Source organism: Alistipes sp. dk3624 (genome assembly GCF_009557455.1).
In the GTDB taxonomy this organism is placed as follows: Bacteria; Bacteroidota; Bacteroidia; order Bacteroidales; family Rikenellaceae; genus Alistipes_A; species Alistipes_A hominis.
In genome coordinates, this window is the sequence record NZ_CP045651.1 from 1,296,868 (window position 1) to 1,317,854 (window position 20,987).

The 20,987-nt window shown below is 54.7% G+C and carries 17 protein-coding genes and 1 tRNA gene; 7 read left to right on the top strand and 11 right to left on the bottom strand.

Annotated elements, in window-relative coordinates:
* Positions 1-33: 33 nt before the first annotated feature.
* Positions 34-975 (top strand): DUF6624 domain-containing protein, encoded by a 942-nt coding sequence (locus GFH31_RS05475; protein WP_153498308.1) that lies wholly within the window; start codon positions 34-36, stop codon positions 973-975.
* Here the strand turns inward: GFH31_RS05475 and cls are convergent, their stop codons facing one another.
* The gene (gene cls, locus GFH31_RS05480) at positions 976-2,445 is read right to left on the bottom strand and encodes a cardiolipin synthase (protein ID WP_055205289.1); all 1,470 of its coding nucleotides are present in this window, start codon (positions 2,443-2,445) and stop codon (positions 976-978) included.
* Between the two features lie 537 nt (positions 2,446-2,982).
* Between cls and GFH31_RS05485 the strand changes: the two genes are divergently transcribed.
* A complete protein-coding gene (locus GFH31_RS05485; protein ID WP_055205287.1) occupies positions 2,983-3,465 on the top strand; it encodes a hypothetical protein in 483 nt (160 codons plus the stop codon).
* A gap of 3 nt (positions 3,466-3,468) precedes the next feature.
* Here the strand turns inward: GFH31_RS05485 and GFH31_RS05490 are convergent, their stop codons facing one another.
* The gene (locus GFH31_RS05490) at positions 3,469-4,959 is read right to left on the bottom strand and encodes a lipopolysaccharide biosynthesis protein (protein WP_153498309.1); all 1,491 of its coding nucleotides are present in this window, start codon (positions 4,957-4,959) and stop codon (positions 3,469-3,471) included.
* A 33-nt stretch (positions 4,960-4,992) separates the two neighbouring features.
* Positions 4,993-6,774, bottom strand: coding sequence for an arginine--tRNA ligase (gene argS, locus GFH31_RS05495; protein WP_153498310.1), 1,782 nt, complete (start codon positions 6,772-6,774; stop codon positions 4,993-4,995).
* Positions 6,775-6,840: 66 nt separating this feature from the next.
* Between argS and dusB the strand changes: the two genes are divergently transcribed.
* The 3 genes from dusB (at position 6,841) to GFH31_RS05510 (ending at position 10,739) form a co-directional block, all read left to right on the top strand.
* Complete coding sequence (gene dusB / locus GFH31_RS05500; RefSeq protein ID WP_153498311.1) at positions 6,841-7,863, top strand: tRNA dihydrouridine synthase DusB; 1,023 nt, start codon at positions 6,841-6,843, stop codon at positions 7,861-7,863.
* Positions 7,864-8,259: 396 nt separating this feature from the next.
* On the top strand, positions 8,260-9,771 hold the full coding sequence (locus GFH31_RS05505; RefSeq protein ID WP_101572317.1) for a Do family serine endopeptidase: 1,512 nt from the start codon (positions 8,260-8,262) through the stop codon (positions 9,769-9,771).
* Positions 9,772-9,878: 107 nt separating this feature from the next.
* Positions 9,879-10,739 carry an RNA polymerase sigma factor RpoD/SigA gene (locus tag GFH31_RS05510; RefSeq protein ID WP_055205283.1) on the top strand — a complete coding sequence of 287 codons (861 nt, stop codon included), beginning with the start codon at positions 9,879-9,881 and terminating at the stop codon, positions 10,737-10,739.
* Positions 10,740-10,880: 141 nt separating this feature from the next.
* On the opposite strand, the gene rpsT is transcribed toward GFH31_RS05510, so the two are convergent.
* The 3 genes from rpsT to GFH31_RS05525 all read right to left on the bottom strand — a co-directional run bounded on the left by rpsT (position 10,881) and on the right by GFH31_RS05525 (position 11,765).
* The gene (rpsT, locus tag GFH31_RS05515; RefSeq protein ID WP_055205282.1) at positions 10,881-11,132 is read right to left on the bottom strand and encodes a 30S ribosomal protein S20; all 252 of its coding nucleotides are present in this window, start codon (positions 11,130-11,132) and stop codon (positions 10,881-10,883) included.
* A 33-nt stretch (positions 11,133-11,165) separates the two neighbouring features.
* Positions 11,166-11,237, bottom strand: a tRNA-Glu gene (locus GFH31_RS05520).
* 159 nt (positions 11,238-11,396) lie between these two features.
* Positions 11,397-11,765, bottom strand: a complete 369-nt coding sequence (locus tag GFH31_RS05525; RefSeq protein ID WP_147387404.1) for a hypothetical protein — start codon at positions 11,763-11,765, stop codon at positions 11,397-11,399.
* 61 nt (positions 11,766-11,826) lie between these two features.
* Here GFH31_RS05525 and GFH31_RS05530 point away from each other — a divergent pair, with 61 nt between their 5' ends.
* Positions 11,827-13,032, top strand: a complete 1,206-nt coding sequence (locus tag GFH31_RS05530) for a pyridoxal phosphate-dependent aminotransferase (protein WP_055205280.1) — start codon at positions 11,827-11,829, stop codon at positions 13,030-13,032.
* 36 nt (positions 13,033-13,068) lie between these two features.
* Here the strand turns inward: GFH31_RS05530 and GFH31_RS05535 are convergent, their stop codons facing one another.
* Entirely contained in the window at positions 13,069-14,541 is a 1,473-nt protein-coding gene (locus GFH31_RS05535; protein WP_118656785.1) for an aminoacyl-histidine dipeptidase, read from the bottom strand.
* Positions 14,542-14,610: 69 nt separating this feature from the next.
* On the opposite strand from GFH31_RS05535, the gene ispF reads away from it, so the two are divergent.
* Complete coding sequence (gene ispF, locus GFH31_RS05540) at positions 14,611-15,093, top strand: 2-C-methyl-D-erythritol 2,4-cyclodiphosphate synthase (RefSeq protein ID WP_101572311.1); 483 nt, start codon at positions 14,611-14,613, stop codon at positions 15,091-15,093.
* Positions 15,094-15,165: 72 nt separating this feature from the next.
* Here the strand turns inward: ispF and topA are convergent, their stop codons facing one another.
* The 4 genes from topA to queA all read right to left on the bottom strand — a co-directional run bounded on the left by topA (position 15,166) and on the right by queA (position 20,906).
* Entirely contained in the window at positions 15,166-17,469 is a 2,304-nt protein-coding gene (gene topA, locus GFH31_RS05545) for a type I DNA topoisomerase (RefSeq protein WP_118456852.1), read from the bottom strand.
* Between the two features lie 114 nt (positions 17,470-17,583).
* On the bottom strand, positions 17,584-18,951 hold the full coding sequence (locus GFH31_RS05550; protein WP_172970806.1) for a DUF4270 family protein: 1,368 nt from the start codon (positions 18,949-18,951) through the stop codon (positions 17,584-17,586).
* Complete coding sequence (locus GFH31_RS05555; RefSeq protein WP_101572305.1) at positions 18,944-19,762, bottom strand: glycogen/starch synthase; 819 nt, start codon at positions 19,760-19,762, stop codon at positions 18,944-18,946. The genes GFH31_RS05550 and GFH31_RS05555 overlap by 8 nt, the downstream gene beginning before the upstream one ends.
* Positions 19,763-19,856: 94 nt before the next feature.
* Complete coding sequence (gene queA / locus GFH31_RS05560; protein ID WP_101572303.1) at positions 19,857-20,906, bottom strand: tRNA preQ1(34) S-adenosylmethionine ribosyltransferase-isomerase QueA; 1,050 nt, start codon at positions 20,904-20,906, stop codon at positions 19,857-19,859.
* Positions 20,907-20,987 lie beyond the last annotated feature (81 nt).

A 20,987-nucleotide genomic window follows, 5' to 3' on the forward strand; every position in this document is an offset into this window, starting at 1 on the left:
AAATTTGGAAACACCATCAAACCGGATCGACCGATGAAAAAAAAGTTATTGATTTTACTGGGCGTCCTGACGACCCGATGCATTGCAGCCGGGCAACCAACCGGCTGCGAACCTTACGAAGTTTTGCAGCGCCGGGCTGATTCTTTGTTTCTATCCGGAAATTATCAATCTTCCAGCGAAATTTTCGAACGGATCCTTTCTACGAAACAGAGGCAAAACAAGGATTTTTATAACGGAGCCTGCGCCGCTGCCCTGGTCGGAGATACGGCAACCGCTTTCGAGCGGTTGAACCGGCTACTATCCGAAAACAAACGGTGGTACTCCGTGCGGATGCAGGATGACCCGTACCTGGTCTCGCTGCATCGAGACGAACGTTGGAAAACGCTGATCGAAACAATGGAAAAACGTAGAGCGAAGGCTGAAGCGAATTTCGACAAACCATTACGAAAGGAGCTGCTGGAAATTTTCAACGAAGACCAACGGATCAGAAGAGAATTTATCGAAGCCCGCAATCCGCTACATCCCGATCCCCAAAAAGCGGATAGTCTCGCCCGGGAGATGCGAATCACTGATAGCCTGAATCAAAGCAAAATCATTCGGATACTCGATACCCAGGGATGGGTCGGCAAAGACAAAGTGGGCAATGCGACGAAGGCCTTCTTCATCGTCCTCCAACATGCCAGCACGGATATCCAGAAAAGATACCTGTCCCTGGCGCGCAAAGCCGCGAAACGGAAGGATATTTCCGGGGTACAGCTCGGTATGCTAGAAGACCGCATCGCCGTTTCCGAAGGACGGAAACAAAAATACGGTTCCCAAATCATCACAGATGAAAACGGTATCCAACGCATCGCCCCGCTCAAGGATCCGGCCCGAGTTGACCGGTGGCGAAAATCAGCTGGATTTTCGCCGCTGTCGGACTATATCAGACGGATGGAATTGGAATGGGGCTCTCGGATCGAACGTTCCGAATAACTACAGCAACGGGCTGAACAACCGCGACAACGCTTCGTAAAAACTATGCAGCGCGGGACGACTCTCCCAGTAGTCGCGCGTTACCATGCGGCTCTGATCGAGGTCGTGCAGGAACTCCGCTTCCAGCTCCTGCGTGATCTTCCGGTCGTACAGCAACGCCGACACTTCGAAATTGTCTTCGAAACTGCGGATGTCCATATTGGCCGTGCCGACCGAACTGAACTGCCCGTCGATCATAATCAGCTTCGAATGGTTGAATCCCCGGCGGTACAGGTACACCTTCACGTTGGCGTCGATCAGTTCGCCGATGTACGAGCGGGAGGCCCAGTAAACCACCTTCGAATCGGAACGGCTCGGGATCATGATCCGCACGTCGATCCCGCTCAGCGCAGCCACTTTGACCGCCGTCAGAATCGCCTCGTTCGGAAGGAAATAGGGCGACGAAATATAGATATGGTGCTGCGCATGCGTGATGGCCGAGAAAAACGCCTGCATGATCGACGCCCAGTCGGAATCGGGTCCGGACGTGGCGATCTGGATCATCGTCTCCTCCTTGACATGCGTTTTGGGCAGGTATTTCGGATAGTCGTTCAACAACTGCTTGCTGACGAAAAACCAGTCGGCGATGAATACGATCTGCAACATGCCGACCGCTTCGCCCTCGAGCCGCAGGTGGGTATCGCGCCACGGCCCCATTTTCGTCCCGGTGACGTACCGCTGGGCGATGTTGATCCCGCCCGTGAACCCGATCTTGCCGTCCACAACCAGGATCTTGCGGTGATTCCGGTAATTGACGTGACTGGTCAGCCACGGGAAGACCACCTGCATGAAACACTCTACCCGGACGCCGGCCTTGCGCAGCCGGCCGATGTACTTGCGCCCGAGCCCCCAACTGCCCACGTCGTCGTAGATCAGCCTCACCTCGACTCCCTGCTGCGCCTTGGCGATCAAAATGTCGGCGATCTCGCGGCCCAGCGGATCGTCCTCGATGATGTAATATTCCAGATGGATCGACGAACTGGCCGACCACAGCGCCTTGCGGATTTCGTCGAACGTCTCCGTTCCGTCGTTCAGCAGCTTCACCCGGTTATGCACCGTCAGCAGCGCCTTGTTGCTGTTGAGCAGCAGCGTAATGATATCGCGGTTGTCGCTGATCTCCGGTTTGTGCAGCACCGCGGCGTTGTTGATCTCGTAGATTTGCTGCCGGCTCAGCGTGTCGATCTGTTCGAGATCGCTCAGTTCCTTGCGGCTGAACAATTTTTGCTTGCGGTGGTTGCGCCCGAAAACGATGTAAAAGATAAATCCGACGACCGGCAGCAATGAAATCACGATGATCCACGACAGCGCCTTCACCGGATCGCGCTTGTCGTGAATGATCACGGCGATCGTGATAATCACGAAAACGATGTACCCGAAACTCAGGTAAGGCTTCAGGTCGATCAGGGCGAAAAGTAAAAAAGTATCCGGCATGGCGTTCCAAATAGCAGTATTTGATACAAATATAATAAACCCCTCCGGAAAAAAGAGGCGGTCTGCCGAAAAATTGCAAAACGGCTCGCCTCCGTTCCTTTTCGATCGAAATAAAATAACCGGAACTTTGCATAAAAATATATCGGACCGTTGGATTATCTTGAATTTTAATTATATTTGCATCATAAAGTTATGTAGTTATAACTATATTTATAATAAATTTTATTAAATCAAGGATCGAAAAGTACGATCAGGACGAATAATCCGGAGAAATCGCGGCGTCGGACGTACTGTAAACAAATGATTATGCCCTTCTTCCATTCACAGCGAACTACAGAACAGCCTCAACGGATTACGATCCGGAAAACGGAGAAAGTATGCTTTTGTCCGACCGATACCGGGCGGTCTCGTGCGACCGCTCCCGAAGTCCGCATCGGTTCCGCCGGGAAATGCCGTACCGCAAACGGGAATACGGGCAAATGCGTTCTCGTCGCAAGCGGGAGCAATCGTTGATCGATCCTACAAAAAGTCATCATTATGAACAGAGAAAAACGATTGTACCGGGACACCGAGAAATTTTTGAAAGCCCACACGTCGGACATCGTGTTCGCGCAAGAGATCCCGACGCGCCTGTTGATATTCTGGCTCGGGAAACGCAACAACCGCCGCGATCGGATTTTCAAACTCGCATTACAGAATTATCAGGATTTTACGGGACGCCAGCTCGTATTCCTGCCCGATTACAATGCGTTCATGGATCGGCTCTGTTCGGGAAAATACCAGTGGAACGGATTCCTGATCAACAAATACGAACGACTGGTGGATCCGAAAGATCCGTCCGTCGTTTATTGTTGCGATAAAGAGTACGACGACCTATACACGCTGTTTTTCATATTCGTCAGCAAAATCGTATGGGGACGGTTGCTCCCGTGGCGGCGCCGGCGCGACGAAATGACCATCTTCGCATTCGACGATTATCCCATGCTCTTTACGTACCGCCAAGCCCAACTGCGCGCCTGACCGTTAAGAGCGGCGGACGAAAATCCGGCGAAGCAGGCCTTCGAGCATCCGGTTCAGCGCCGGAGAAATCTTCGAATAATAAATTCCCGTACCGAATACGAGCGAAATCAGCGTCGTCCGGATCGTTCCGTCGACGATGAAATTGTCTTGCCGCGGAATCAGCATCGAGACGCCGATCATCGCGGCTCCCCACAGGACGACGAGGACATCGCGCCACGACAGTGAAAAAATCCGGTAGAACTTCCATACGAACGCAACGTGCCCGACGTTGAAAACCAGCAGCGAGATCATCGTCGCCAGCGCCGCCCCGTTCATCCCCCAGCGGGGAATCATCAGCGCGTTGGTCAGGACGGTCAGCCCGACCAGCAGGATCGAAAGCATGAACTCATAGCGGTATTTCTTGGAAGTCATCAGAATCGTGCTGTTCAGTCCCACGTACATATTCACGACCCAACCCAGGCCGAGGAACAGGAAAACGTAACGCCCGCTGGCGTACGACTCCGGCATCAGCGAAAAGATATTGTCGAGGTTGACCCAGATGACGACGAACAGAAAGCAACCGGCGATCAGGTTCATCAGCGACGCATCGCGCGAGATTTTGCGCATACCTTCCATGTCGCGCTCTTTCCACAGGTTCGTAACCACCGGCGTAGACACCTTGACGATCGAACGGTAGGGCATCTGCATCGCGCTGGTCATATAGATGATCGTGGTATAGATCCCTCCTTCCGCCAGCCCGCAGATCCCGGCCAGCATCGTCTGGTCGACGATCGGTACGATATACATCGAAGCCCCTCCGAGATACTGCCACAATCCGTATACCGCCGTGATCGAAAGCAACCTGCGCACGCGCGGAGTGACCGGAACCGGCCGGAACCGCGTTTGCCGTATCGTCGCCATATAAACCAGCAGGATCGCCGCCGGTACGAAATAGATCAGCACGTACCCCACGACGAATTGCTCGAACGTAATCAGCCGCAACGCATACAGCGAAATTTCGATCGAAATCAACAGGCGCAGCAGAATCTCGTTGACGAAAGAGGTGACGACCGTCTTGTAAAATGCCTGCAACCACGAACTGAAAAAATTATAGGACAACGTAGCCAGCCCCAGCGGAATCAGCATCAGGTAGTGCTCGGACAGTAGCGGAGATTCTTTCGAATAGTACGCCATGACCGGTTCGCGGAACGCCAGGAACAGAACCGTGAACACGACGAACCCGGCGCCGACACCCAGCGCCGACCAGAAAAAGAAACCGTTGTCCCGCCGGTCGGGCGTCCGGAAAAACGGGAAGAATTTGACGACCGAAAAATTGATTCCCAGCGCGGAAAACTGGGCGTACAGGACGGCCAGCCCGGTCAGAATATTGACCAGTCCGACCTGCTCCTCGGTCAGGAAGTTCGTCAGCAACAGGATCTTGTTGACATATCCGATCAGGATCCCCAGGTAGGACAGGATCGTGATCGTGATGCTGTTGCGTTGTACGATGCCCAAGGCCGTATCGGTTAAAGGCTGCGGAAAGCCGGTTTACATGCGTTGCGGAACTCCGATACCGAGCAGCGCCATCGCCGAAGCGATCACGCGGGCTACGGTTTCGGAAAGCGTCAGACGCATCGTCTGTTTCTGCGCATCGGCCTCCCGCAGGATCGGGAAATCGTGGTAATAGCTGTTGTACGCTTTGGCCAATTCGTAAGCGTAATTCGCGATCACCGACGGCGAGAACGTCGCGCCGGCCTGCGCTACGGCGCCCGGATAGTCGGCAAGCATCTTGATCAGGCCGACCTCTTCAGTCGAAAGCGCCGAGCTATGCAGCTCGGAAGCCGGAACGATCCCGCGCTCGGCCGCCTTGCGCAACACCGACTTGATCCGGGCGTGGGTGTATTGGATAAACGGCCCGGTATTGCCGTTGAAGTCGATCGACTCGCGCGGGTCGAACAGCATCGTCTTACGCGGATCGACTTTCAGAATGAAATATTTCAACGCGCCGAGTCCTACCATCCGGCTGATCCGCATCGCCTCGTCCGGCGTCGCATCGTCGAGTTTGCCGAGCTCCTGCGACATGTCGTAAGCCGTCCGCACCATCTCGTCGATCAGGTCGTCGGCGTCCACCACCGTCCCCTCGCGCGACTTCATTTTTCCTTCGGGCAGCTCGACCATACCGTACGACAGGTGCGTGATATGATCGGCCCAGCCGTAACCGAGCTTACCGAGGATCAGTTTCAATACCTGGAAATGATAGTTTTGCTCGTTGCCGACGACGTAGATCATGTCGTCCAGGCGTTCCTCTTTGAAACGAGTGTAGGCCGTGCCGAGGTCCTGCGTCATGTAGACCGACGTACCGTCGCCGCGCAGCAACAGCTTCTGGTCGAGACCGTCGGCGGTCAGGTCGCACCAGACCGAGCCGTCCTCCTTACGGAAAAACACCCCTTTATCCAGTCCCTCCTCGACGATCGATTTGCCGAGCAGGTAGGTATTCGATTCGTAATACACCTTGTCGAAGCTGACGCCCATCGCTTCGTACGTCTTGTCGAAACCTTCGTACACCCAGCCGTTCATCGTCTGCCACAACCCGTAAATCTCCGGGTCTTTGGCCTCCCACTTGCGCAGCATCGCCTGGGCCTCTTTCATAATCGGCGCTTCGCGCTTGGCTGTTTCTTCGTCCATACCGCCGGCCGTCAGTTCTTTGACTTCGGCCTTATAAGCCTTATCGAAGGCCACGTAGTATTTCCCGACCAGGTGATCGCCCTTCATGCCGGACGAAGCGGGCGTCTCGCCGCCGCCGAACTTCCGCCACGCGAGCATCGACTTGCAGATATGGATTCCGCGGTCGTTGACCAAATTCACTTTCAGCACCTTATTACCGCCCGCCTCCAGAATCCGGGCCACCGAGTAGCCGAGCAGGTTGTTGCGAATATGACCCAGGTGCAACGGCTTATTGGTGTTCGGCGAGGAGTATTCGACCATCACCGTCCGCCCGGTCGGAGCGGCCTGCCCGTAAGCGGGATCGGCGAGGATTTCGTTCACACGTTCGCTCCAGAACAGCTCGCTGAGGGACAAATTCAAAAATCCTTTGATTACGTTGAAACTTTTGATTTCGGGCGTCGAGGCGACCAGCGCTTCGCCGATCTCCGTTGCGGTGACTTCCGGATTTTTGCGGCTGAGTTTCAGCAACGGGAAGACCACCAGCGTCATATCGCCGTCGAATTCCTTGCGGGTTTTCTGTATCTGTACCTGTCCGGAGGCGGGTTCGCCGTACAGCGCGGTCACTGCGGCCCGCACTTTATCCTGCAAAAACTGTTCGATATTCATGATTTGCGGTTTCGTGATTTCAAAATCAGCACAAAGATAGCTATTTTTGCCGTCAAAATACAACCGATGCGGATAGCCGACATAGATTTAGGGGACAAGCCGCTGTTCCTGGCCCCGATGGAAGACGTGACCGATCCGTCGTTCCGATACGTGTGCAAGCGGTTCGGAGCGGACATGGTCTACACCGAATTCATATCGAGCGACGGACTGATCCGCGACGCGGCCAAATCGGTCGCCAAACTCCGCACTTACGACTACGAACGCCCGGTGGGCATCCAGCTCTACGGCAACGAGATCGAACCGATGGTCGAGGCGGCGCGGGTCGCCGAGGCGGCACGGCCCGATCTGATCGACATCAATTTCGGCTGCCCGGTACGCAAGATTGCCGCGCGCGGAGCCGGCAGCGGCATGATGCGCGACGTGCCGAAGATGGTCGAAATGACGCGGCGGATCGTCGATGCGGTACGCCTGCCGGTAACCGTCAAAACCCGCCTCGGCTGGGACGAAGACTCGAAAAACATCGTCGAGATCGCCGAACGGCTGCAAGACGCGGGAATCGCCGCGCTGACGATCCACGGCCGGACGCGGGCGCAGCTTTACCGCGGCGAGGCCGACTGGACGCTGATCGGCGAGGTAAAACGCAACCCGCGAATGCATATCCCGATCATCGGCAACGGCGACATCGACTCGGCGGAAAAGGCTGCGGCGGCATTCGAACGCTACGACATCGACGGCATCATGATCGGCCGCGCCACTTACGGCCGGCCGTGGATATTTAAAGAAATCCGCCATTTTCTGAAGACCGGCGAACAACTCAAGCAGCCTTCCGTGCACGAGCGAGTGGAATTGGCGAAACTCCACTTCGCAAAATCGCTCGAATTCAAGGGCGACAAAGTCGGCGTGCTGGAAATGCGGCGCCATTTCTCCTGTTATTTCAAAGGACTGCCCGATTTCAAGCCTACGCGACTGAAGCTGGTAACGCTGAACGATCCGGCCGAAATCGTCGCTACGCTCGATTACGTCGCCGAACGGTGGGGCGACTTCGACACGTCGGAGATCGTTCCGCAACCGCTCTCGCACGACGTCTGACAGGCTTTTCCGCTCCGGGTCGTTCACGCGCCCAGCAAAAACCTATCGGGAAAAAGACTGCGGGAACGATTTTTTCGACAGTATCCATACAATATTTAAAAAATAGGAATCGTTATTTTTACCGGTTCCGAGGAAAGGCCGTGTCCGGAAGCCGGATCAGCCCGCCCGTAAAACGCCGGAACCGCAAAACCGCATCGTCAGGACAATATTCCGCGAAGTTTCGCAGTTATATAAATAAAATAAAAACCAACGGCAACTGGGTTCCCGTCGCAGACTCCGCCGAAAAGCGTGCGCGGAGCGCGAAGAGGAACCGCTAAAAAACAGGAAACAGACACAATGAACCAATTCTACCTTTTTTATAACTGACAAATTCATTCACTAAAATTTATTGTTTCTATGAAAAAGGGTTTTGTATGGGCAGGGGTGCTGGCAGTCTCGATGGTTGCAAGCGGAGTAACTGCTTACACCGTAACGAAAGCAGCCGACAAGGACAGCTATACGCCCGCTGAATCGTTCGCATCGAACGTCGGCACGCACTTCACCGCCTATGAGGAAGGCGGATATCCAGACCTCACCTATGCGGCCGAAAATGCCGTCAAGGGAGTCGTTAACATTGTCAACACGCAGGAAATCTCGTCCCGCGCAGGTTATCGCGGCGGATACGGCGACGACGGCGGCTTCGAACAGTTCTTCGACCTGTTCGGCATTCCGAGAGGCCAGTACCGGCAACAGCCGGAGCAACAGCCGCGGCCGCAGGAGCGCAAAAGCGGCGGATCGGGCGTCATCATCAGTCCGGACGGCTATATCGTAACGAACCACCACGTGGTGGACAACGCGTCGAAACTGAAAGTGACGCTGAACGATAAACGAACGTTCGACGCCAAAGTCATCGGCACCGACCCGACGACCGAAGTGGCGCTGATCAAAATCGACGCGAACGACCTGCCGACCATTCCGATCGGAAATTCGGACGCTCTGCGTCTCGGCGAGTGGGTGCTGGCCATCGGCAGCCCGTACGGACTGCAGAATACGATCACGGCCGGGATCGTCAGCGCCAAGGGGCGTAGCCTGCAGGCGTTGCCGACGCAGTACAGCCTCGAATCGTTCATCCAGACCGACGCGGCCGTCAATCCGGGCAACAGCGGAGGCGCGCTGGTGAATACCAAAGGCGAGTTGGTCGGCATCAACACGCTGATCCAGTCGCAGACCGGAAGTTACATCGGCTATTCGTTCGCCGTGCCGACCTCGATCGTTAAAAAAGTGGTGGTCGACCTGAAAGAGTACGGCGTCGTACAGCGGGCCATGCTGGGCATCGGCTACAACGCGATCGACGAAGCGTTCCTCGAAAGCGATAAAGGCAAATCGACCGGTATCAAGGAACAAGGCGGTATTTACGTCGGCGAAGTATACCCGGGCAGCGCTGCCGAAGCCGCAGGAATCAAGACGGGCGACATCATCACCGAAATAAACGGGGTGAAAATCGAAGGATCGGCCCAGGTTTCTGAAGAGATCGCCAAGCACCGACCGAACGATAAGATCACGGTAAGCGTAAAAAGAGGCTCGGACGTGAAACAAATCGAAGTGGTCTTGCGTAATAAGACTGGTAACACCGACGTGATCACCAAAGACCAAGTTTCGGCCTACGATGCGCTGAACGGCGAGTTCGCCGAAGTGTCGGAAAAAGCGCTGAAATCGCTTAAGATCAAAGGAGGTGCGGTAGTGACAGGCGTTCACGAAGGAGGATTGCTCGACAAGGCGGGCATCCGCAGAGGATCGGTCATCACGCGGATCAACAACTCGACCATCAGTTCGGTAAACGACCTGAACCGCATTACGTCGGCAATCGAATCGATCGAATGGATCAACCCGGACGGCACGCGCGACCGGTTGCTGATCATGCCGAAATAGGCGGAGAAACTTTCCCCGTTGTTACTTGAGAAACGTTGCAGGCTCTTTCACGGAGCGCTGCAACGTTTCATAAAAGTTTAGTTAGGTATCAACAAGAGAACTATACGATGAGACAATTAAAAATTACCAAATCCATTACCAATCGCGAAAGCGCATCGCTGGATAAATACCTGCAGGAGATTGGCAAAGAGGATTTGATTACCGTAGAGGAAGAGGTAGATCTGGCGCAGCGGATCAAAAAGGGCGACAAGGAAGCCCTCGAAAAACTGACTCGCGCCAACCTTCGGTTCGTGGTTTCCGTTGCGAAACAGTACCAGAACCAGGGCCTGTCGCTGCCTGACCTGATCAACGAGGGGAATTTGGGACTGATCAAGGCCGCCGAGAAGTTCGACGAAACGCGCGGCTTCAAATTTATTTCTTATGCCGTATGGTGGATCCGCCAGTCGATCCTGCAGGCGCTGGCCGAACAGAGCCGCATCGTCCGCCTGCCGCTGAACCAGGTGGGATCGCTCAATAAGATCAACAAGGCGTTCGCCCGGTTCGAGCAAGAGCACGAACGGACTCCGTCGCCCGAAGAGCTGGCCAACGAGCTGGACTTGCCTAAAGAAAAGGTGACCGACACACTCAGGGTTTCGGGACGCCACGTATCGGTGGACGCTCCGTTCTCGGACGGCGAGGACAACAGCCTGCTCGACGTGCTGGTCAACAACGATTCGCCGATCGCCGACCGCGGCCTGATCAACGAATCGCTCGGCACGGAAGTCGAACGCGCCCTGTCGACGCTGACCGACCGCGAACGCGACATCATCAAATATTTCTTCGGGATCGGCTGCTCGGAAATGACGCTCGAAGAGATCGGCGAGAAATTCGGACTGACCCGCGAACGCGTCCGTCAGATCAAAGAAAAAGCAATCCGCCGACTGCGCCACAGCACCCGGAGCAAATTGCTGAAATCCTATCTCGGATAATTCGACGCAATCTACCGCAATCAAAAAACGCCGGCTAAAAATAGCCGGCGTTTTTTATTTCCTCTGGTATCTCGCATCGGACACGTAAAAAAGCCATCCCGGAAAAGGATGGCTTTTATATTCGACGCCGAAAACGGCAGACTACAACGCGTTGACGTGAAGCTGAACGCTGCTTTTCAGGTTGGCGGCTTTATTCTTGTGGATCACATTCGTTTTGGCGAGTTTGTCCAGCATGGCGGTCACCTTCGGAAGCAACGCTACGGCGGCATCCTTCTCAGTCGTATTGCGCAACGCCTTTACGGCATTACGGGCCGTTTTGTGATAATATTTATTCCGGGCGTTTTTCACCTCGGTCTGGCGTATTCTTTTCTTCGATGACTTGTGATTTGCCATTTTCGTAAATTTATTTATTTCATCTTTATTTCGTAGCCCATAGGAGAATCGAACTCCTCTTTCAAGAATGAAAATCTTGCGTCCTAACCGATAGACGAATGGGCCATCGCGCAACCAGATTGACTGATTCAGCGGTGCAAAGGTAGCCAAAAACTGAATATTTGCAAATTTTTCGACGAAAATTTCATCTTTTATTTCCGATTCTTTGGATTCCGGCGAAACCGCCGGCCCGAAAAACCGGCCCCGAACCTCCGCCGGAGCAGGCTACAACTCCCCGGCCCCTTTCTCTTTTCCGGCCGACGCCCGCTGGCGCTTGTCGTACAAAAAATAATCGAGCCCCAGAGCCAGCAGCAGGAAAAAGTTATAGACCGTGCCGGCGACCAACGCAGCGATCAGCAGATAGAGCGTACAGAGCCACGAAACGGCCAGAAACCGTTTCTCGATCCCGCCCGACACGAAATGCAGCAGATAGCACATTCTGCGACGGAAAGTCAGCCCGAGGTAAAATGCGATGAAACACGCCGACACGACGAGTCCCGCCTTCGGATAATCGCGGCTGAGCAACGCCCCGATTACGACGCCAGAAACGACCGCCTGAATCGCTGTTTTCGGAGAAATCTTCATTATTTTCATCAACGGCAAAGGTACTATAAAAATATATTTATAGCTTTGCGGTGTTTTAAAATATTTTTTCATGCCTAACTTATCCGATAAGGGGGTATACCTGCCCCCCTCGCCGATCCGTAAATTGGTACCGTATGCCGAAAAAGCAAAAAGCCGCGGAATCAAAGTCTACCACCTGAACATCGGGCAGCCCGACATCTGCACGCCGCAGGTCGCCGTGGACGCCGTCAAGAATATTTCCGATCACGTCTTCGAATACGGCCATTCGGCGGGTAACGAAAGTTACCGCCGCAAACTGGTCAAATACTACGAAAGCGTCGGCATCGACGTGACGGCCGACGACCTGATGATCACCGTCGGGGGGTCGGAAGCGATTTTCATGGCCATGACCATCTGCCTGAACCCGGGCGACGAGGTACTGGTACCCGAACCGTTCTACGCCAATTACAACGGCTTCGCGATGGAAGCGGGCGTGAATATCAAGCCGATCTCGTCGACCATCGCCAACGACTTCGCACTGCCTCCGATGGAAGATTTCGAACGGCTGATTACGCCGCGCACCAAAGCGATTCTGATCTGCAACCCGAACAACCCGACCGGATACGTCTATTCCGAAGAGGAGTACGCGCAACTGCGCGATATCGTGCTGAGGCACGACCTGTACCTGATGGCGGACGAAGTATACCGCGAATTCTGCTACGACGGGACGCAATGCATCTCGGTAATGAACCTCAAGGGAATCGAACAGAACGTGGTAATGATCGACTCGGTGTCGAAACGTTACAGCATGTGCGGCGTACGGCTCGGAACGCTCGTATCGCGCAACAAGGCGATCATCGCCGCCGCGCTGCGGATGGGACAAGCGCGGCTGTGCCCGCCCTATCTGGCCCAGGTGGCGGCCGAAGCGGCGCTGGACACTCCGGCGAGTTATTTCCGGGAAGTGCACGACGAATACGCCGCGCGCCGCAACTGCATCGTCGAGGCACTGAACAAAATCGAAGGGGTCTACTGCCCGATGCCGAAAGGATCGTTCTACTCGATCGTGAAGCTTCCGATCGACAGCAGCGAGCGTTTCGCCCAATGGCTACTCGAAGAGTTCGAATACAAAGGACAAACCGTCATGCTGGCCCCGGCGACCGGATTCTACGCCTCGTGTTACCTCGGACACGACGAGGTGCGCATCGCCTACGTCATCAAACGCGAAGACCTGCTGGCCGCCGCCGAATGCTTGCGCGAAGCGCTAAAAGTATATCCGGGCCGCAAAACGACCCGCTAACCCGGTTATCGGAAAATCTGCGGAAAACGCCTGCGGTCACCGATCGCCGGCGTTTTTCAACGCGCCGAGTATTCCGGTCAGAAACTGCCAGAACCGTCCGACGGAAGCGATCTCCAGCTTCTCGTCCGGCGAATGTACGCCGCGAAGGGTCGGACCGATGGATATCATCTCCAGATCGGGATATTTTTGCAAGAACAGACCGCACTCCAGTCCGGCATGGATCGACCGCACCTGCGGTTGCGCGCCGAACAGCTTGTCGTAAACACTGCGGGCCACCTCCAGCAGCCTGGAATCCGGATCGGGATTCCAGCCCGGATAGCCGTCCGAACGACTTACGTCGGCGCCGGCCAGCCGCAGCACCGATTCGACCGATGCCGACGCGGCATCCCGCGCGCTCTGTATCGCAGAACGCTGCGAAGTCGTGATTTCGACCAACAGTTCGCCGACGAATTTAACGGAAGCCAGGTTCGTCGACGTTTCGACCATGCCCGGCATCACCGGACTCATCGCCAGCACGCCGTTCGGCACGCCGCACACGGCGTCCAGCAGACTACGCTGCGCTTCGACATCCATTACCGTATCCGGCGCGGGCATATCGGTCAGCGCCAGATCCATTCCGGTTTCGATCGTCCCGTATTCGCGTTTCAGGTCGTCCCGAAACTCCTCAAAAAAACGCCTGACCCGTTTCACCTCGCGGGACGGAACGCCGAAAACGGCAAACGCCTCGCGCGGGATCGCATTACGCAGGTTCCCGCCGTCGAAATAGGCGAGCCGCAGGTCGATATCGCTCGCGTCGATCCTCCACAAAAAACGGTTCAACACTTTGTTCGAATTGGCCCTGCCCTTTTCGATATCGTCGCCGGAATGACCGCCGAGCAGACCGGAAACGTCGATCCGGAAAAATTCGTAATTCTTGACCGGTTCTTCCTGCCGGTAATTCAGCGTAGCCACCGTATCGATCCCGCCGGCGCAGCCGATAAAAATCTGCCCTTCATCCTCCGAATCGAGGTTGATCAGATACTTGCCGGAAAGCATATCCTCGCCCAGCCCGAAGGCCCCGGTCAGTCCGGTCTCCTCGTCTACCGTGAACAGGCATTCCAGCGGTCCGTGCGGAACGTCCGCCGAAGCCAGCACCGCCAGCTCGGCCGCCATGCCGATGCCGCAGTCGGCGCCGAGCGTCGTGCCGGTCGCCGTAACCCAACCGTCCGCGATGCGCGTCTGGATCGGATCTTTCTCGAAATCGAAATTCACGCTACTGTTTTTCTCGCACACCATATCCACGTGGCTCTGCAAGACGACGGTCGAACGGTCTTCCATCCCTTCGGTCGCCGGTTTGCGGATCACGAGGTTGCCCACGCCGTCGCGCCGGTACTCCAACCCGTGACTTTTGGCGAAATCGACCAGGTAAGCCATGATCTTCTCCTCTTTCTTGGACGGACGGGGAATCCGGGTTATCTGGTCGAAATAGTCCCACACGATCCGAGGGGTCAATTGTGCAATTTCTGACATTTCCTTAAAAATTTAATCTTCCTTGTAAATGTAATCATAATTTCGTTAGTTTGTACAAAACTTCGGCCAATGATGAATTTCAGAATCGGGCACGGATACGACGTGCACGCATTAGCGCAGGGGCTCCCGTTGTGGCTGGGAGGCATACGTATCGAACACGCCCTCGGCTGCGTCGCCCACTCGGACGGAGACGTACTGATCCATGCGCTGTGCGACGCGTTGCTCGGAGCCGCCGCGATCGGCGACATCGGATTGCATTTTCCGGATACTTCCGAAGCGTACAAAGGCATCGACAGCAAGATCCTGCTGCGCCGTACCGTGGAACTGATCGGACGGCAGGGCTACGCAATCGGGAATGTCGACTGCACGCTCTGTCTGCAACGTCCCAAAATCAAACCGCACATTCCAGCCATGCGCGAAACGCTGGCCTCCGCGATGGGAATCGCTCCGGAAGCCGTATCGGTCAAGGCGACCACCACCGAACGCCTCGGTTTCGTCGGACGCGAAGAGGGGATCGAAGCTCACGCGGTAGCGCTGATCTTCAAACCATAGCCTCCGCTCGCGCCGAAAAGACGAAAAGCCCCGCATCGAACCGATGCGGGGCTTTTCGTCGGAAGCAATCCGTTATTTTTTTGATTTTGCGATGATCTCGCGGCACTGTTCGAGCGTCAGGTCGGCAGGCACGTACCCTTTCGGGATGCGGTAATTTTTCCCCTGCCAAGCGATATAAGGGCCATAACGGCCGTTCAGTACCTGCAATCCGTCGTCCTCGGGATAAGTGCGGATCGGCTCCTTCGCCTTGGCGTCCTTCTCGCGCTTGTCCCGGATCAGCGATACGGCACGATCCAATTCGATCGTATAAGGATCGTCTGTCTTGCCCAACGAGACGAACTTGCCGTCGTGCCGCACATAAGGCCCGAACCGGCCGATGCCGATCACCACCTCTTTCTCCTCGAACTCGCCGACGGTACGCGGCAGCGTAAACAGGTCGAGCGCCTCTTCGAGCGTGATCGAAGCGATCAACTGCCCTTTTCTCAGGCTCGCGAAACGCGGTTTCTCCGCATCGTCGGCATCGCCGATCTGGGCGACCGGGCCGAAACGTCCGATTTTGACGTAAACCGGCTTGCCGCTCTTCGGATCGGTTCCGAGCAGATGGGGCTGACTGCTTCTGACCGGTTGGCTTTCGAGCGCCCGATCCACCGTCGAATGGAACTTTTCGTAGAACTTACGGATCATATCGACCCAACTTTTATCCCCTTCGGCAATTTCGTCGAACTCCTTTTCGACCATCGCCGTAAAATTATAGTCCATCACATCGGTAAACTGCTGGTCGAGATAATCGGTCACCAACATGCCGATATCGGTCGGAGAAAGCTTGTTTTTCTCTTTCCCTACATGCTCGCTGAGCTCTTTGCGGACAATCTCCCCTTTTTCGAGTTTCAACTGGACATACCCCCGTTTGCCGCCCTCGCGGTTCTCTTTAACCACATAGCCGCGCGTGATGATCGTCGAAATCGTCGGCGCATAGGTGGACGGGCGACCGATCCCCAGCTCTTCAAGCCTTTTGACCAGCGACGCCTCGCTGTAACGCGGCGGACTCTGCGTGAAACGCTGCAACGCCGTAACGCTTTTCGCCTCCGGCCGATCCCCCTGTTTCAACGGGGGCAGCAGCGCCTCTTCGCCCTCCTGCGCCTCGTCTTCGGTCGATTCGGAATACAATTTCAGGAAACCGTCGAACAGCACGGTCTCGCCCGTAGCGACGAAACGCTCCTCCGCATTGCTGATCTCGATATCGACCACCGTCCGTTCGGTCTGGGCCGCCGCCATCTGCGAGGCGATCGTCCGTTTCCAGATCAAATCGTACAGCCTTTTTTCGGCCGGAGCGGCGTCGATCACGGTCTTATCCATGTAAGACGGGCGGATCGCTTCGTGCGCTTCCTGTGCTCCTTTCGTTTTGGTTTTATAGTTGCGGACTTCCGAATATTTTTCACCGAAAAGCTTGACGATCTCCGCTTTCGCCGCAGCGATCGCCTGTCCGGACAAGTTCACCGAATCGGTACGCATATAAGTGATATACCCCGCCTCGTACAACCGCTGCGCTACCGACATCGTCTGGCTCACCGACATACCGAGTTTGCGCCCGGCTTCCTGCTGCAACGTGGACGTGGTGAACGGCGCGGCCGGAGATTTTTTCGACGGCTTGCGCTCGACGTTCCGTACGGTAAAGACGGCGGTCTTGCACTTTTCGAGCAGCGCGAGCGCCTCCTGTTCGGTCGCATAGCGTTTACTGAGTTCGGCCCGGAACGCGGATTTCTTCCCGTCCGCATCGGTAACCGTAAAATCGGCCAGCACCCGGTAATAGGCCGCGGCCTTGAAATCCATGATCTCGCGCTCGCGCTCGACGATCAGCCGTACGGCCACGCTCTGAACGCGTCCGGCCGACAACGACGGCTTGATCTTTTTCCACAGAACCGGCGACAGTTCGAATCCCACCAGACGATCCAGAATCCGGCGCGCCTGCTGGGCATTGACCAGATTCAGGTCGATCGTGCGCGGATTTTCGATGGCATGTAAAATGGCATTTTTCGTGATCTCATGGAAAACGATCCTCTTGGTCTTGTCGTCTTTCAGCCCGAGCACCTGGGACAGGTGCCACGCGATGGCCTCCCCCTCGCGGTCTTCATCGGACGCCAGCCAAACCGTGCCGGCCTCCTTGGCGAGTTTTTCCAACTCCGCTACCGTCTTCTTCTTATCGGGAGATATTTCGTAATGCGGTGTAAAATCATTTTGGATGTCGATTCCCAACTCTTTCTTCGATAGGTCCCGGATATGCCCGAAACTGGATTTTACCACATAGCCCTTACCCAAAAATTTTTCGATAGTCTTTGCTTTGGCCGGAGACTCCACGATCACCAGATTTTCCTGCATAAATATTTTCGTTTTTCGGCGGTCCGGTTGCCCGATACCGCGACTTTCATTATTGTATTATAAAGAGAAAACCTAAAGTTCTACTCCTTTAGGTTTCGTTGATTTGTTTCCGAATCATTTTACCAACGTATAAGCGACGATCACCCGCAACGGCGGATCGCTCGCCCCGGTCTTCAGCTTCACCTGTTTGAATTCGGCGAGTAGGTCTCCGCCGGGGCCCAGCGTCATCGTCCGAGGAGCGCTGTCGGGCTTGGCGATCAGTTTTTGCAGAAAGATCGTGATGTCGGTAGCGTAATTGCCGTTCGTCCGATCCAGATAACCTCCGTATATCAGGCTCGTGCCGGAACTCGTTTCGTAAGTATAGTCGTAGTCCGGAATCCCGGTAAACTTCCTATAATCCGAATAGGAACCGATCCGCGAAGGCGCCTGATTGAAATTCTCTGCGGTAGGATCGGCCAGCGACCAGACCAGCGACGCTTTGTTGATAACCATCGAATTGTACGGAGCGACGACCTTCCCGAGCAACTGATCGACGAAATCGTCGGTAAACCGCACGAACGTAGCCACCCCGCCCAGCGTCTGCACATAACCGTACGGCAGCGGCGTCGAAGTCGTCAGCGTATCGTTGATCCCCTGAATCGGAGTTCCCGTGTAATCATGACTGATCATGCTGACATGGGCCTGATTGAACAGCGTATTGTCGAACGAATAATAAGTAATGACCGTATCTTTGGGAGTCGTCGCCGTCGCATCGGTAAAGTTGCGAGTATAGAGCCCCATCTCCATCGACGCCAGGGCGAGCCGGTAAACGCACGCATCGGGGTCGGACGAAGGATCCGGAGCAAAACAGAATCCCTTATACGCATCGTGGAACAGGGAATCGCTGGTATAAGTCCCCCCCGTGGTATCCATCAGCCGGTGGGCGAACTCGATAGCGGCTTCGCTGTCCAGCTTCAGCATCACTTCTTCGGACGGGACGCCGGTTATCTCGAAACTGAACAACACCTTGTCGCTCACGATGGAAGACGGGTCGAAATCGGCATAATAAGTCGTATCGCTGTCCAAGTACCCGGTCAGTTCGTAGATATTGAATTTCTGGGTTTTGCTCGAGTCGCCGTAAAACGAACCGTTGAACGTCAGCCACAACATCAACGAGTCGAACACCGGCGCGATACCGAACATTTCGCTGCCCGTCGTAAAATAATTCATGTTGTACTGGGCGCAAAAAGAGGCTTTCGTCCGGCCGAAAACCGGATCCCAACCCGATCCCATATAACCGTAGACCATTCCGCTCGTCGGGAACGAATCCGACTCGGTCAGGTAAGTGTCGATACCGCGCAAAGTGTCCAGACAGACCTTCATCTGCTCGTCGTCGGGAATGAAATCGTCCCCGAACTGATTATCCACTTTCGTACAAGAAAACAAGATGGCTGCCGTGAGCAACAGTGTCGCTGCGATCCCTCTTCGATTCGGCCTATTCATTTGCGAGTATTTTGTTGTAAAACGCCTGATAATGATCCAGATATTCTGCCGTCGTTTTATCCTGGAACTCCAGAAAAGGCTTTTTCTTTTCATGCAGGAAATCCACGATCGGCGCAGCAGGCTCCGGCGTCTCGAAAATTACGCCGTCCGCATAGTTGATAACGAACTTCATCAGGTTTTCGTATGTGGGATCGTCCAGATAATCGAGATATTTTTTAGGCACGCCCTCGCCCTGTATCTTGGCTTTGAACTTTTTGTCCAGCTCTCCTTCGAACGCATCGTCGTAAAGCGAAACGACGATCTTCACTTTTTTGAATATCGGATCGTCTGCGAACAGATTGCGCAGGTAAACCGGCACGATCGAAGAGAACCATCCGTGGCAGTGCACCACGTCCGGCGTCCAGCGCAGTTTTTTGACCGTCTCCAGCACCCCCCTGGCAAAAAAGATGGCCCGCTCGTCGTTGTCCGGGAACAAAACGCCGTTCTCGTCGCGGACGATCGCCTTGCGGTGAAAATAATCTTCGTTGTCGATAAAATAGATCTGCACCCTCGCCGCAGGAATCGAAGCGACCTTAATGATCAGCTGATGGTCGTTGTTATCGATGATCAGGTTCATTCCCGACAGGCGGATCACCTCGTGCAACTGGTTGCGCCGTTCGTTGATCAAACCGTAACGCGGCATGAAGGTTCGAATCTCATTTCCTCGTTCCTGCATATTTTGGGAGAGCGTTCTGCATAAAACGGACATATCGCTTTCAGGGAGATACGGAGTTATTTCCTGACAGACATAAAGAATTTTGCAGTTACTCATTGGTACGAATTTTTCATCAATAGGATTTGAGACCTGATACAAAGATACTATTTTTTTTACGATTACCGTGCTGCGCAACGGCTTTTTTGCCCGTTTACAGGATCAGCATGGCATCGCCGTAGGTCCCGAAACGGTATTCCTCCGTACGGGCCACTTCGTAAGCGTCCATCAACAGGTCGTAACCGGCAAAAGCCGCCACCATCATCAACTGCGTCGAATAGGGCAGGTGGAAATTGGTGATCATGCAGTTGGCCACGCTGAATTCGTACGGTTCGAATATAAACTTGTTGGTCCAGCCTTCGAACGGCTTCAGCCGGCCGTCGGTAGACACGGAACTCTCGATCGAACGCATCACCGTCGTACCGACCGCGCAAACCTTGCCGCCCGCATCCTTGACTTCGTTCACCCGTTCGGCAGTCTGCTGCGGAATAATCACCTGTTCCGAATCCATTTTGTGCTTGGTCAAATCCTCTACGTCCACCGTCCGGAAATTTCCGAGGCCGACGTGCAATGTCAGGAAAGCCATATGGATTCCTTTGATTTCCATTCGCTTGAGCAGGTGCTTACTGAAGTGCAAGCCGGCTGTCGGCGCAGCTACGGCTCCTTCGTTTTTGGCGAATATGGTCTGGTAACGCTCGTCGTCGATCGGCTCAACCTTCGTACGGATCCACTTGGGCAGCGGCGTCTCGCCCAGTTTGAACAGGGCGGCCTTGAATTCGTCGTAATCGCCGTCGAATAGGAAACGCAACGTCCGTCCACGGGAAGTCGTATTGTCGATCACCTCGGCCACCAGCAGGTCGTCGTCGCCGAAATAGAGTTTGTTTCCGATCCTGATCTTGCGGGCCGGATCCACCAGAACATCCCACAACCGGAGTTCCCGGTTCAGCTCGCGCAACAGGAAGATCTCGATCTCGGCGCCCGTTTTCTCTTTGTTGCCGTACAGGCGGGCCGGAAACACCTTGGTATCGTTGAAAGTGAAAATATCCCCCGGCTTGAAATAATCGACTACGTCTTTGAAAACCCGATGCTCGATTTTTCCGGTTTTGCGGTTCAGCACCATCAGCCGGGATTCGTCCCGGCACTCGGCCGGATATTTGGCCAACATATCGGCCGTGAAATTGTAATTATACTGAGATAATTTCATTATTTATTGAAATGAACTTTGGAATCTGCAAATTCAAACGGGACAATACTATTTATACGCAAAATTTTGGCTTTTGTTTCA